At 65.6% G+C, this 12,700-nt stretch carries 13 protein-coding genes; 6 read left to right on the top strand and 7 right to left on the bottom strand.

From position 1 onward, the window contains the following. The first annotated feature begins 168 nt into the window (after window positions 1-168). A complete protein-coding gene (locus ACFO0A_RS10095) occupies window positions 169-1,359 on the top strand; it encodes a type III PLP-dependent enzyme (RefSeq protein ID WP_379538878.1) in 1,191 nt (396 codons plus the stop codon). Window positions 1,360-1,445: 86 nt separating this feature from the next. Here the strand turns inward: ACFO0A_RS10095 and ACFO0A_RS10090 are convergent, their stop codons facing one another. The 4 genes from ACFO0A_RS10090 to murI all read right to left on the bottom strand — a co-directional run bounded on the left by ACFO0A_RS10090 (window position 1,446) and on the right by murI (window position 5,004). Then, on the bottom strand, window positions 1,446-1,928 hold the full coding sequence (locus tag ACFO0A_RS10090; RefSeq protein WP_379538877.1) for a hypothetical protein: 483 nt from the start codon (window positions 1,926-1,928) through the stop codon (window positions 1,446-1,448). Further along, window positions 1,928-3,148, bottom strand: a complete 1,221-nt coding sequence (hemA, locus tag ACFO0A_RS10085; RefSeq protein ID WP_379538876.1) for a 5-aminolevulinate synthase — start codon at window positions 3,146-3,148, stop codon at window positions 1,928-1,930. Before hemA ends, ACFO0A_RS10090 begins: the two co-directional genes overlap by 1 nt. 91 nt (window positions 3,149-3,239) lie before the next feature. Beyond that, window positions 3,240-4,169 carry an MBL fold metallo-hydrolase gene (locus tag ACFO0A_RS10080; protein ID WP_379538875.1) on the bottom strand — a complete coding sequence of 310 codons (930 nt, stop codon included), beginning with the start codon at window positions 4,167-4,169 and terminating at the stop codon, window positions 3,240-3,242. 28 nt (window positions 4,170-4,197) lie between these two features. Then, window positions 4,198-5,004, bottom strand: coding sequence for a glutamate racemase (gene murI, locus ACFO0A_RS10075; RefSeq protein WP_379538874.1), 807 nt, complete (start codon window positions 5,002-5,004; stop codon window positions 4,198-4,200). A gap of 119 nt (window positions 5,005-5,123) precedes the next feature. Here murI and plsY point away from each other — a divergent pair, with 119 nt between their 5' ends. The 5 genes from plsY to ACFO0A_RS10050 all read left to right on the top strand — a co-directional run bounded on the left by plsY (window position 5,124) and on the right by ACFO0A_RS10050 (window position 10,250). After that, entirely contained in the window at window positions 5,124-5,708 is a 585-nt protein-coding gene (gene plsY, locus ACFO0A_RS10070) for a glycerol-3-phosphate 1-O-acyltransferase PlsY (protein WP_379538873.1), read from the top strand. Then, window positions 5,705-6,802, top strand: coding sequence for a DNA-processing protein DprA (gene dprA, locus ACFO0A_RS10065; protein ID WP_379538872.1), 1,098 nt, complete (start codon window positions 5,705-5,707; stop codon window positions 6,800-6,802). The genes plsY and dprA overlap by 4 nt, the downstream gene beginning before the upstream one ends. 48 nt (window positions 6,803-6,850) lie before the next feature. After that, window positions 6,851-7,177, top strand: a complete 327-nt coding sequence (locus ACFO0A_RS10060) for a hypothetical protein (protein ID WP_379538871.1) — start codon at window positions 6,851-6,853, stop codon at window positions 7,175-7,177. Window positions 7,178-7,326: 149 nt separating this feature from the next. After that, the gene (gene topA, locus ACFO0A_RS10055; RefSeq protein ID WP_379538870.1) at window positions 7,327-9,921 is read left to right on the top strand and encodes a type I DNA topoisomerase; all 2,595 of its coding nucleotides are present in this window, start codon (window positions 7,327-7,329) and stop codon (window positions 9,919-9,921) included. Window positions 9,922-10,070: 149 nt separating this feature from the next. Further along, the gene (locus tag ACFO0A_RS10050; protein WP_379538869.1) at window positions 10,071-10,250 is read left to right on the top strand and encodes a hypothetical protein; all 180 of its coding nucleotides are present in this window, start codon (window positions 10,071-10,073) and stop codon (window positions 10,248-10,250) included. 16 nt (window positions 10,251-10,266) lie between these two features. Here ACFO0A_RS10050 and era read toward each other — a convergent pair whose 3' ends face one another. The 3 genes from era to lepB are packed head-to-tail and all read right to left on the bottom strand — an operon-like array spanning window position 10,267 to window position 12,700. Beyond that, window positions 10,267-11,160 carry a GTPase Era gene (gene era / locus ACFO0A_RS10045; RefSeq protein ID WP_379538868.1) on the bottom strand — a complete coding sequence of 298 codons (894 nt, stop codon included), beginning with the start codon at window positions 11,158-11,160 and terminating at the stop codon, window positions 10,267-10,269. Further along, a complete protein-coding gene (gene rnc, locus ACFO0A_RS10040; protein ID WP_379538867.1) occupies window positions 11,157-11,837 on the bottom strand; it encodes a ribonuclease III in 681 nt (226 codons plus the stop codon). The genes era and rnc overlap by 4 nt, the downstream gene beginning before the upstream one ends. After that, window positions 11,834-12,700: a signal peptidase I gene (gene lepB / locus ACFO0A_RS10035; protein ID WP_379538866.1), complete on the bottom strand. Its 867-nt coding sequence runs from the start codon at window positions 12,698-12,700 to the stop codon at window positions 11,834-11,836. The genes rnc and lepB overlap by 4 nt, the downstream gene beginning before the upstream one ends.

Here is a 12,700-nt window from a genome sequence, read left to right as displayed (position 1 = left end):
CCCCTGGGCCGGGGCAAGGCGGGCTGGCTGAACAGGGATATGTAACAGGGGTCGATTTTCACTTGCAGTTCATCCCCCCAGCTTTATAGCGACCCCCCGCTGCCCCAAGGGGACTTCCAAAACCGCAAGGCAGCTTCTTGTGAACAAACCGTTTGGGGGTCCCTTGAGTTGCACCAATTTCCTGACGCATCGGCTGTAGTTCGCGCCTCGGCGCCGGACCGTCCCGTGATCCTCAATCGCCCGCATGCTGCGGCGCGTGCGGCACGCTTCTTCGTCGAAAAGTTCCCTGGCCGATCGCTCTATGCGGTCAAGGCCAACCCGTCGGCTGATCTCTTGCGGGTGCTGTGGGATTCCGGGGTTACGCACTACGACGTCGCCTCGATCGCGGAAGTACGCCTTGTGCGTTCGACGCTGCCCGAGGCGGTCCTGTGCTTCATGCACCCGGTAAAGACCGCGTCCGCGATCGCCGAGGCCTACAGCATCCACGGCTGCCGCGTGTTCAGCCTCGATTCGGTCGAGGAGCTCGAAAAGATCAAGGCCGCGACCGGCAATGCCGAGGATCTCTCGCTGTGCGTGCGCCTGCGCGTGTCGTCCGAGTATTCCGAGCTCAGCCTGGCGTCCAAGTTCGGGGTCGATCTCGCCGACGCGGCGGAGTTGCTCCAGGCGACCCGTCAGGTCGCCGACAGCCTTGGCATCTGCTTCCACGTCGGCAGTCAGTCGATGAGCCCGCACGGCTATGTTCAGGCGCTGGAGCGGGTCCGCGCGGCGATCGTCGATGCCTCGGTGCTGGTCGATATCGTCGATGTCGGTGGAGGCTTTCCCTCGGTCTATCCGGGCATGGAGCCGCCGCCGCTCGAGGATTATTTCGGCGTCATCGACCGGACCTACGAATCGCTGCCGATTTCCTATTCGGCCGAGCTGTGGTGCGAGCCGGGCCGCGCGCTGTGCGCGGAATACAACTCGCTCGTCGTCCAGGTCGAAAAGCGCCGCGGCAAGGAACTCTTCATCAACGACGGCGCCTATGGCGCGCTGTTCGATGCCGCGCACGTGGGCTGGCGCTTTCCGGTAAAGCTGCTGCGCCACGGGGCCGACGAGGCCACCGAGGCGTTCAGCTTCTATGGTCCGACCTGCGACGATCTCGACCATATGGAGGGTCCATTCGAGCTTCCGTCCGATGCGAAGGCCGGGGACTATATCGAGATCGGCATGCTCGGCGCCTACGGTGCGGCCATGAAGACGGCTTTCAACGGCTTCGGCGAGACCGAGGTCCACGAAGTGTCGGACGAGCCGATGGCAAGCCAGTACACCGGCTCGCGGCGCGATCCCCGCGTCACCGACAACGTGGTGGCCCTGCGCTGATCAGCTTCTGAAGCACGTGAATGCAGGGCCGGCGGTTCATTTCGCCGGCCCTGGATCAGCGAGGCTGTCGCAGGCAACTTCGCCGGTCAGGGTTTTGCGGTCTCGTCCGCCGTTGGGGCTGCGGGGCTGGCGGGCGCCTCGGGGCAGAGCTTGCCCGTCTTCGCGCAGTATGCCTTCGTCACGCTGCCCTTGAAGTCGATCGTTCCCAGAGTCTGCATGGTCGACATCACGATCTGGGGCAGGGCCGTGCGCTGACGATGGGCGAGCGGGGAATCGACCCAGGCTGCCAGTGCCTTGAGGTCGGCAGCACTCATGTGCGCAACATAGGCCGACGCTTCCGCGTCCATCATCTTGCGCCGGGCTAGTTCCTCCTGCTCGCGTGCGACTTCGTGGAGCTTTGCCTTCTCCGCCGGGGTGAGTTCGGGGTGAGCGAGGACGAGTTCCTCGGTTTCCTTCACCGCCATCAGCGGCCCAACCGTGGCGAGCATCCCATGCTCGGCAATCTTGCGGGCGGACTGGTAGGCGGCGTCCTGTGGTCCGGCTGCCAGGAGCAGCAGGGCTGCGATCATCAGGCGGCGCGCGCGACCGGCAGGTCGAAGCGTTCCCAGATCTCGACGAGAGCCTGGGTAAGCTCGCGCATCATCGCTTCGTCATGCGTCGGACCGGGGGTGAAACGAAGACGCTCGGTTCCCCGGGGCACAGTCGGATAATTGATCGGCTGCACATAGACGCCGTATTCGGCGAGCAGGATGTCGCTGATCGCCTTCGCACGGACCGGATCTCCGACCATCAGGGGAACGATGTGCGTGGTGGAATCCATGACGGGCAGCCCGGCATCGCGGAACATGCCCTTGAGCATTGCCGCGTGGCGCTGCTGCGCATCGCGCTCTTCGCTCGACCCCTTGAGGTGGCGCACCGCCGCCAGCACGCCCGCGACCAGAACGGGCGACAGCGAAGTGGTGAAGATGAAGCCCGGCGCATAGCTGCGGATGACGTCGATGATCCGCGTGTCGGCAGCGATATAGCCGCCCATCACGCCGAACGCCTTGCCCAGGGTGCCTTCGATGATCGTGATCCGGCTGGCCGCGTTGTCACGCTCGGAGATGCCGCCGCCCCGCGCGCCGTACATGCCCACGGCATGGACTTCGTCGATGTAGGTCAGCGCGTTGTACTTTTCGGCAAGATCGCAGATCGCGTGGATCGGGGCGACATCGCCGTCCATCGAATAGACGCTCTCGAACGCGATCAGCTTGGGCAGCGCGGGATCGGTTTCGGCGAGCAGTTCCTCGAGATGCGCAAGGTCGTTGTGGCGGAAAACCTTCTTTTCGGCACCCGAATTGCGGATGCCGGCGATCATGCTCGCGTGATTGAGTTCGTCGGAGAAGATGACGCAGCCCGGGAGGATCTTGGCGATCGTGGAGAGCGTCGCGTCGTTGGAAACATAGCCGCTGGTAAACAGCAGGGCGCCGTCCTTGCCGTGCAGGTCGGCAAGCTCGCGCTCCAGGTCGATATGATAATGCGTGTTGCCGCCGATATTGCGGGTGCCGCCCGAACCGGCGCCGACATCGTGGAGCGCCTCTTCCATCGCGGCGATCACCTTGGGGTGCTGCCCCATGGCGAGATAGTCGTTCGAGCACCACACGGTGATCGGCTTGGGTCCGTTGTGGCCGGCAAAGCAGCGCGCGTTGGGAAACATGCCCTTGTTGCGCAGGATGTCGATGAACACCCGATATCGACCTTCCGAGTGAAGCCGATCGATCGCCTGGTCGAAGACCTGTTCGTAATTCACTCTGCCGCTCCCGTGGCCAAGTCGAAAAATCGTGTTACGCGCCCGGATACCCCGCGCGCTCTCTAGCCGAGATGGGGCGCGAGTGCCAGCATCATTGCAGTTGCGAACCAGGCGGACGCGGGATCACCGTACGGGTGACGAAATCCTCGCGGAAGGCGCGCTTGGTCGGATCGGTAACCAGGTCGTCGTAGTCGTGCCCTGAAACCACGATGAGGCCGGGGTCCTGCCGGAAAAGGTCGTTGATGGCGCGAAGCCAGCCCATTACCTGCGGGCGGTCCTCGGGCGCAAGATAATCGCTCAGCAGGCGCGAGCGGAGCCGTTTAAGGCTCCAGTTCCGCCGCATCGAGGCGGTGTCGCCGGCAAACAGGTATTCGCTGCCGTCGGCAAGCCGCGCAAAGATCATCTGCGACCCCGGAGTGTGACCGGGGGTCCGAACCACCACCACCCCCGGCGCGACTGGCTGGACGGGCGCAAGCTTCCTGGGGACGAGTCTTCCGGTATCCCGCGGCCACGGAAGAGAACGGGCGAGGGGGCCGCCCGGACCCTGTTCCGGGGTCACGAGGACGTGCGGCGCGACGGAGGCGAAATCCTTCATCCGCAAAAGTCCGGTCATGTGGTCGAGATGCTCGTGCGTGAACAGGACCAGACGGGCGTCCCTGATCGCGGCATCGACCTTGGCCTGCGCGGCGGGCAGGAACTTTTCCATGTCCATCGACCTTGCCGCAGCCGCATCGAAGCCGCTGTCGATCACGATGTTCCCGCCCGGCGCGTGCAACAGGAAGCTTTGCACCGCGACGAGATTGCGTTTCAGTCCGCCGCCCGCGACCATCAGCGTGCCGGGCACCCGCCGCCAGCCAACGACCTGCACGGTCACGCTGTCGGGCCGGGCCCCCGGAATGGCACCGGCCGCCTGGCGAAGCTGTGCGATATCCAGCCGATAGGCGGGAACGCCGCTCACCGAATTGTCCAGCACCAGCCAGTAGTATGGCAGGCCGAGAACTGCGACTGCAAGCAACAGCAAGCGATACCGCCGCTTCACTTGCGGACCCTCACAGGATCATGCTCCGTTCAAGGCCGTAGTCGCGCAAGGCAGGGGCGAGCGCGTCGACGTCGCTGCCCTCGCGCGTGAACACGGCAAAGTCCGCACCGTTTCGGGCCCATTCCTCGCCCAGGGTCAGAAATTCGATACGTCGCGCAATCCCTTGGGCGCCATCAACGAAGCTGACGCCCGGCCCGAACCCGGCCGCAAGCTCATCCTCGATCAGGGGGAAGTGTGTGCAGGCGAGGACGACCGTATCGATCCTTTCGCCGCCCGGCTGGTTGCGGAGGCCGGCCACCGCACGCGCGATCATCGCGGGGTCAATCGGTTGTCCCCGCAGGCGCACCTCGGCCGCGCTGACCAGCTCGGGGGCGGCATGGCGCAGCAGCATCTTTCCTTGCGCGAACTCGGCCTCGAGGCGGTCGACATAGCCCTGGCGGATCGTGGCCTCGGTTCCCAGAAGACCGATGACGCCGCTGCGGGTCATCGCCGCCGCGGGCTTTATCGCCGGGACTGTCCCGACAACCGGCAGTTCGAGCGCCTCGCGCACCGCGGGCAATGCGATTGTCGACGCGGTGTTGCAGGCGATGGTGACAAGGCGCGGATGGAACCGTTCCACCATGCGTCCGAGCAGGGCGGGAACCCGGCTCGCGATCTGGGCTTCGGTCTTGTTGCCGTATGGCAGGGCGGCGTTGTCGGCGGCATAGACCACCGGCGCGTAGGGCATCAGCGCCCGCACCGCGCGCAGGACGGACAGGCCGCCCACGCCGGAATCGAAGATCAGAAGCGGTGCGTTCGAAGCAGTCTTTTCGGCCAAGCGCCGCAATCCCCCACGTGTCGTCCCAGTGCTTTAGGGGGAGCGGCGGGTAAAGGAAAGAACGGCCCTTTCAAGAAGGTATCGACCGAGCCTATGCTCCGGCATCCGGGGGAGGACGCATGCCAGAACTGATTTATGCCGCGGCGCTGGGTTACCTGCTCGGTTCGATACCGTTCGGCCTGCTGTTGACGAGGATGTTCGGCGCCGGCGATCTGCGGGCAATCGGGTCGGGCAACATCGGCGCGACGAACGTGCTGCGTACCGGCCGCCGCGAACTTGCCGCCGCGACCCTTCTGCTCGATCTCGCCAAGGCGCTGGCCGCAGTGCTCGTGGCTCGCGCGGCCTGGCCCGGCAGCGAGGTTTTCGCAGGCGCGGCCGCGGTGATCGGACACTGCTTCCCGATCTGGCTTCGCTTCAAGGGCGGCAAGGGGGTGGCCTGCATGATGGGCGTCGCACTGGGTCTGGCCTGGCCCATCGGCCTGACTTACGCGGTCGTCTGGCTGGGTGTCCTGGCGCTAACGCGCATTTCCTCGCTCGGCGGGATGGCGGCGGCGATTAGCGCGCCGATCGCGGCGCTGGCGATCGGCCGGGGCGACTACGCAGCCGTGCTGGCCTTGCTCTGCCTCCTCATACTGTGGCTCCACCGCGAGAATATCGCGCGGCTCCGCAAGGGGACCGAGCCACGCGTCGGGAGCAAGGCGTGAACCTTTCGCCCGGCGAAGCCTTTGCCCGCATCCGGCTTCTGCGCTCGCCCAACATCGGCCCGATCAGCTACCGGCAGTTGCTGGCGCGTTTCGCCACTGCCGAGCAGGCGATCGAGGCTCTTCCGGACTTGGCGGGTCGCGCGGGCAAACCCTATCGCGCCGCGCCGGCAGATGCTGTCCGGCGGGAAATCGACGCCGTGAAGGCAGCCGGCGCGCGCTACTTGTTTCACGATTCGCCGGATTATCCTGCACTGCTCGCACAGAGCGAAGGTGCCCCGCCGATCCTCGTGATCCGGGGCGACCCGACCATTCCGCAACGCACCTGCGTCGCCATCGTGGGTGCCCGCAACGCGTCGGCCGGCGCGGTGAAGCTGGCCCGCGACTTCGGCGCGGCCTTGTCCGAAGCGGGGCTTGCCGTCGTGTCGGGATTGGCGCGCGGGATCGACGGCGCCGCGCATCGCGGAGCGCTTACGGGTAGGGGCGGCACTATCGGCGTGATCGCCAGCGGCATCGACATCGCCTATCCCCCCGAACACGCGGAGCTGCAGGAAGAGGTGGCCACCCGCGGAATGCTGATCGCCGAGCAGCCGCCCGGGACCGAGCCGCTGGCGCGACATTTCCCCAGTCGAAACCGGATCATCGCGGGACTTGCCGCCGGTACGGTCGTGGTCGAGGCCGCGCCGCGTTCGGGCTCGCTCATCACTGCGCGGCTCGCTGGCGAGGCAGGGCGCGAAGTCATGGCAATTCCCGGCTCGCCGCTCGATTCACGAAGCCGAGGATGCAACCAGCTCATCCGCGACGGCGCGGTACTGGTGCAATCGCCCGAGGAAGTGGTGGAGCTGGTGTCGGGGTTCACCGGCACGCCGCGCTCTTCCTTCCGCGAGGAGCCGGGCCTGTTCATCCCCGATGACGATGCCGAATGGGGTGAGCCGCCCGACATCGCGGCGCTGCTCGGGACGGCGCCGGTCGCGGTCGACGAATTGATCAGGCAAAGCGGTCAGCGCGGCGGGGCGGTGCAGTTGGCCCTGCTGGAACTCGAAATCTCGGGGCGTCTCGTGCGCCATGCCGGCGCGCGGGTAAGCCTGATCGAGTAAACGGGAGGCTTGGGGGTAGTTACAATGGGGACCGGTTTTCCTTCACGGATGTTCCGCTGGGCCGCGATCTATGGCGTGATCGTGCTGTTTCCGCTTTACTTCGTCAGCCTGCCGCCGGGCGCGCGGGTGGAGACGCATTTCGGCTTCGTGGGAGCCGCGCTCGTATTCCAGGGCATGTTCTGGATCATCGGCGGCGCTCCGGAGAAGTATCGGGCGCTCATGCCACTGGCGGTGATCGAGAAGCTCGTATTCTCGGTACCCGCCCTGACGCTCTACGCGCTGGGCCGCCTCGAACCGCCCATCGCGATATTCGCCGCCATTGATCTTGCGCTTGGAGCGGGATTCCTCGCGGCGTGGCGGGTCACGTCACGCTAGGCCGCGCCCCGATGACCTTCGATCGGCCGCCCCCAAAATTCTGTCGCCGGTGGCGGAAAGCCTGCCGTGCGATGGCGCTTGACGGGCGGCCCGCGGCCTCGCCACCCTCGCGCGTACATACATACGCGTAAGGGACTGCCCGCAACATCATGCAACTTGTCATCGTAGAATCGCCCGCCAAGGCGAAGACCATCGAGAAATACCTCGGCCCCGGTTACACCGTGCTGGCCTCGTACGGCCACGTTCGCGACCTGCCGGTCAAGGACGGTTCGGTGAAGCCGGATGAGGACTTCGCGATGGACTGGGAGCCGAACACCGACAAGCAACGCCAGATGAAGGCGATCACCGATGCGGCCAAGACCGCCGACCGTCTGATCCTTGCCACCGACCCTGACCGCGAGGGTGAGGCGATCAGCTGGCACGTCAAGGAATTGCTCGGCCGGCGCAAGGCGCTGCCCAAGGAGGTTGAGCGGGTCACCTTCAACGCGATCACAAAGCAGGCGGTTACCCACGCGATGGCCGCGCCGCGCGAGCTCGATCACGACCTGATCGACGCCTACCTCGCGCGCCGCGCCTTGGACTACCTGTTCGGCTTCACGCTTTCGCCTGTGCTGTGGCGCAAGCTTCCCGGCGCGCGCTCGGCCGGCCGCGTCCAGTCAGTCGCGTTGCGCCTGATCGTCGAGCGCGAGCGCGAGATCGAGGCGTTCCGGGCGCAGGAATACTGGTCGGTCATCGCCCGCCTCGAGCAAGGCGGGACCAAATTTGCCGCCCGGCTGGTGAAATTCGACGGCGAAAAGCTGGAGCGGCTGAGCCTGGGCGAGGAAGGCGTGGCGATGCGCGCCAAGGCCACCGTCGAAGCGGCAAAATTCACGATCGAGGACGTCGAAACCAAGCCGCAGCGGCGCAATCCCTATGCGCCGTTCACGACCTCGACGCTGCAACAGGAAGCCGCGCGCAAGCTCGGCTTTGCGGCAAGCCACACGATGCGGATCGCCCAGAACCTCTACGAGGCAGGCGCGATCACCTATATGCGTACCGATGGCGTGCAGATGGACCCGAGCGCCATTTCCGACGCGCGCAAGGTCATCTCCGATCGCTACAACGGCCATTACCTGCCGGAAAAGCCGCGCGTTTACGAGACCAAGGCCAAGAACGCGCAGGAAGCGCACGAGGCAATCCGGCCCACCGATTTTGGCCGCGACAGGCACGGCAGTGGCGACGAAGCGCGGCTCTACGACCTTATCTGGAAGCGCGCGCTGGCCAGCCAGATGGCCTCGGCCGCGCTCGAGCGCACGACCGTCATCCTGCGCGATGGGACCGGCAAACATGAGCTGCGTGCCAGCGGCCAGGTGGTCAAGTTCCCCGGCTTTCTCGCGGTATATGAAGAGGGCAAGGACGCGGCGCAGAGCGGCGAGGACGAGGACTCCGCGCTCCTGCCGGTGATGGCAAAGGGCGACAGCCCGGCCAAGCGAGGGGTGGACGCGACCCAGCACTTCACCCAGCCGCCGCCGCGCTTTTCCGAAGCCAGCCTGGTCAAGCGCCTCGAGGAACTCGGCATCGGGCGCCCCTCGACTTATGCCTCGACGCTGCAGGTGCTCAAGGACCGGAATTACGTGCGGACCGAGAAGAACCGGTTCTTCGCGGAGGAGAGCGGGCGCCTGCTGACCGCGTTCCTCGAACGGTTCTTCGAACGCTACGTCGCCTACGATTTCACCGCCGGAATGGAGGACGAGCTCGACGACGTTTCCGGCGGCCGCGCTGCGTGGAAAGCGGTGCTCGCGGAGTTCTGGAAGGACTTCAAGCCCAAGTCCGACGAGGTCATGGAGCAGAAGCCCAGCGAGATCACCGCCGCGCTCGACCTGTTCCTGTCCGATTACCTGTTTCCGCCGCGCGCCGACGGCAGCGACCCGCGCCTGTGCCCCAAGTGCGGCGAGGGACGCCTATCGCTTCGCGGCGGCAAGTTCGGCGCTTTCGTCGCCTGCTCGAACTATCCCGAGTGCAAGTTCACCCGGAAATTCGCGCAGCCGGGCGGCGAGAATGGCGAAAGCGGCGAGGACGAGGGGCTGGGCAAGGAACCGGTCAGCGGGCTGGAAATCACGCGACGCTCCGGGCGATTCGGCCCCTACATCCAGCTTGGCGAGGGCAAGGAGGCCAAGCGCGCCTCGATCCCCAAGGACATCGAGCTGGACCTTGAATGGGCGATCAAGCTGCTCGCGCTCCCGCGTGAGATCGGGGTCCATCCTGACACCGGAAGCCCGATCACAGCCAGCATCGGCCGCTACGGTCCCTATCTGGCGCACGCCGGCAAGTACGCCAAGCTTCAGGGCACTCGCGAAGTGTTCGAAACGGGAATGAACGCGGCGGTGGCAAAGCTTGCCGATGCCGCGAACCGCGGCGGCGCGCGGACCCCGGTCGAGCCACTGAAGGTCTTCGGACAACATCCCGAGAGCGGCGGGGAAATGAAGCTGATGCAGGGCCGCTACGGACCCTACGTCACCGATGGAACCACCAACGCGACATTGCCGCGCGACAAGACGCCCGAGAGCCTGACCGAGGAAGAGGCCGTCGTGCTGATAACCGAACGCGCGGCGAAAGGTCCGGCGAAGGGCAAGAAGAAGCGCGCCGCGCCGAAAAAGGCGGTGGCAAAGAAGCCTGCAGCCAAGAAGTCGGCCGCCAAGAAGCCGGCGGCCAAGAAGGCTCCCGCCAAGAAGGCCGCGCGGGCCGCCACGGAAGCGGCCGAGTGAACTTGGGTTAGTGGGGAGCAGCGGAGAGGGCGATGCCGGCCCGGTTCGCCCGTTCACAGCGTCTTGGCCCGCGAAACTTGCTGTAATCGCCAGTCCGGTGCCCTAAGCACCGGCGTCGCGCAGGTCAGCGACAGGAGGTCGACCGGAAAATGGCTGAACGTTTCGAACGCCACAAGCAGCCGTGGACCAGTGATGAGCTGAACAAGCTGCGAGTGCTTGCCGGCAAGGGCAAGGGGCTCAAGGAAATCGCGAAGGCGCTGAACCGCAGCGAGGAGTCGACCAAGGATCGGGCCAAGGCAGACGGGATCGGGATCGCCAAGCTGCGCTGATCCCGCGAGATAGGGCCTATTTGACCCAGTCGAGTCCGATTTCCTCGTAGATTTCCTTGCTCTCTGCCCACGCCTCGTCGACCTTGACGTGGAGGAAGAGGTGGACTTTTACCCCCAGCAGTTCCGCTAGCTCGGCGCGGGCCGCCTCTCCGATCGCCTTGATCCGCGCCCCGCGCTTGCCCAGCACGATCGGCTTCTGGCTTTCGCGCGCGATCACGATCTGCTGACGGATCTCGACAGAGCCATCCTTGCGCGGAGTATAGCTCTCGGGCCGCACGGCCGCATCGTAGGGCAACTCGTCGTGGAGCTGGCGATAAAGCTGCTCGCGCGTGATCTCGGCGGCCAGAAGGCGCTCGCTCGCATCGCTCACTTGATCCTCGGGATAGTGCCACGGGCCCTCGGGCATGAGCTCGGCCAGGCGGGCCTTGAGTTCGGGCACGCCGTCGCCGGTCAAGGCGGAGATGAAGAACACCTCGTCGAACCCGACTTCGCCCAGCATTTCCTCGGCAAGCTTGAGCAAGGGCTCCTTCGCGGTCGCGTCCACCTTGTTGAGCGCAAGCAGTTTACGCTCGGGCCGGTCCTTCAAGGTTGCGAGAATGCTGGCCAGCCCGCCGAACTTGCGCTTCGATGCATCGACGACCAGCAGGATCGCGTCGGCGCTGTGCGCGCCTTCCCATGCGGCCGAGACCATCGCCCGGTCGAGCCGGCGGCGGGGTTCGAACAGGCCGGGTGTGTCGGCGAGGATTATTTGGGCCTCGCCCTCGAGCGCGATCCCCATCAGTCGGGCACGCGTTGTCTGCGCCTTGGCACTGACGATCGCGACCTTTTGCCCCACCAGAGCGTTGACGAGGGTGGATTTGCCCGCATTGGGCGCACCAAGGACGGCGACGACGCCGCAATGCGTGGTCATCCGAAACGCTCCATGAATTCGCGGGCCGCCTGGGTTTCGGCCTCCTGCTTGCTGGCGGCAGAGCCGCGTGCGGATCCGATGCCCTTGATCGCCACCTCGACGACGAAAGTCGCTGCGTGATCCGGCCCCTCGCGGCTGAGGAGCGTATATTCGGGCACCTTGCGCTTGTTGCCCGCGGCCCATTCCTGAAGCGCGGCCTTGGGATGTTTCGACGTGCCCTTGCCGCGCGCGACAAGATCGGCCCACAGCTTGCGAACGAGGTCGCGGGCCGCTTCGTAGCCGCGCTCGATGAAAAGCGCGCCGATCAGCGATTCCATGACGTCGCCCAGGATGTTGTCGCTGTCATGGCCGCCGTCGTCACGCGCCTGTTTGCCCAGCCGCAGATGCGGGGGCAAGCCGATGTGGCGCGCGATTTCGGCACATGCGCTTCCGCTGACGAGCGCGTTGAGGCGTTGCGAGAGCTTGCCTTCGCTGTCGTTGCCACTTTCGTGCAGCCACTCGGCGATCGCGAGGCCGAGAACCCGGTCGCCCAGGAACTCGAGCCTCTGGTAATGCACCTGCTCACCCATGCTGCCGTGCGTTAGCGCTTCAAGCCACAAGGACTGCTGGCGCGGCGGCTCGCCGGTCAACTTGGCGAGGTATCCTGCGGTCTCCGCGCTCAGTCCGCTCGATTTCAAAACGTCCCCCCGATGCGGTGCCAGCGGCCCGCCGAGAACCACGTCCACGGCAGCAGCCAGGACGATCCGCCATCGGTGGAGAACATCATCAGCGCGGCGCGGCCGACGAGATTGGCCTGCGGGACGATGCCGATTCCCTGGCCTTCGACCGCGGGGAAGCGGCTGTCCATGCTGTTGTCGCGATTGTCGCCCATCAGGAACACGTGGCCTTCAGGCACAACCACCGGCGCGGTATCGTCCTGCGGCGTTACGCCCAGATCGAGGACGTTGTAGGACTTTCCCCCCGGCAGCGTCTCGCGAAATTGGGGATAGTGGCACACCGGGGTCCCATCCGCGCGGCTCGCGGCAAATTGCGGCGACAGGCAGCGGGTGTTGGCCGAGACCGCAATTTCGAAATCTTCGATGCGCTGCTTGGGGATCGGCTGGCCGTTGAGCACCACCTGCCCGCCGACGAGCTGGATCTGGTCGCCAGGAAGGCCGATCACCCGCTTGATGTAATCGACGTCGTTTCCGGGAGGCGCCTTGAAAATCACCACGTCGCCCCGTTCCGGAGCATGGGCGAGGATGCGGCCCGGGATCAGGGGAAGGCTGAACGGCAGCGAGTAGCGCGAATAGCCGTAGGGCCACTTGGCCGCGAGAAGGTAATCCCCGTTTTCCAGCCGCGGCAGCATCGATTCGCTGGGGATGTTGAACGGCGAGAAGAAGAAGCTGCGAAAAATGACCACGATCAGCGCCAGCTTGATCAGAAAGACCGGGAAACTGTCTTCCTTCTTGGCCGATTTCGCGGGCGGGCTAGGTTGATCCAGCAGCAGGGGCTGACCTTCGGGCGCCGTGGTGTCGGTGTCGTTGGTGGTCGAATTCAT

The organism is Novosphingobium tardum, assembly GCF_042652045.1.
In the GTDB taxonomy this organism is placed as follows: Bacteria; Pseudomonadota; Alphaproteobacteria; order Sphingomonadales; family Sphingomonadaceae; genus Novosphingobium; species Novosphingobium tardum.
This window is presented reverse-complemented; position numbering and strand designations above follow the sequence as displayed.

What these genes read in the sequence shown, in the direction of transcription:
- ACFO0A_RS10090 (WP_379538877.1), bottom strand. Translation starts at nt 1,928, where the DNA reads ATGATCGCAGCCCTGCTGCTCCTGGCAGCCGGACCACAGGACGCCGCC.
- plsY (WP_379538873.1), top strand. Translation starts at nt 5,124, where the DNA reads ATGCCAGAACTGATTTATGCCGCGGCGCTGGGTTACCTGCTCGGTTCG.
- ACFO0A_RS10060 (WP_379538871.1), top strand. Translation starts at nt 6,851, where the DNA reads ATGTTCCGCTGGGCCGCGATCTATGGCGTGATCGTGCTGTTTCCGCTT.
- topA (WP_379538870.1), top strand. Translation starts at nt 7,327, where the DNA reads ATGCAACTTGTCATCGTAGAATCGCCCGCCAAGGCGAAGACCATCGAG.
- ACFO0A_RS10050 (WP_379538869.1), top strand. Translation starts at nt 10,071, where the DNA reads ATGGCTGAACGTTTCGAACGCCACAAGCAGCCGTGGACCAGTGATGAG.
- era (WP_379538868.1), bottom strand. Translation starts at nt 11,160, where the DNA reads ATGACCACGCATTGCGGCGTCGTCGCCGTCCTTGGTGCGCCCAATGCG.
- lepB (WP_379538866.1), bottom strand. Translation starts at nt 12,700, where the DNA reads ATGAATTCGACCACCAACGACACCGACACCACGGCGCCCGAAGGTCAG.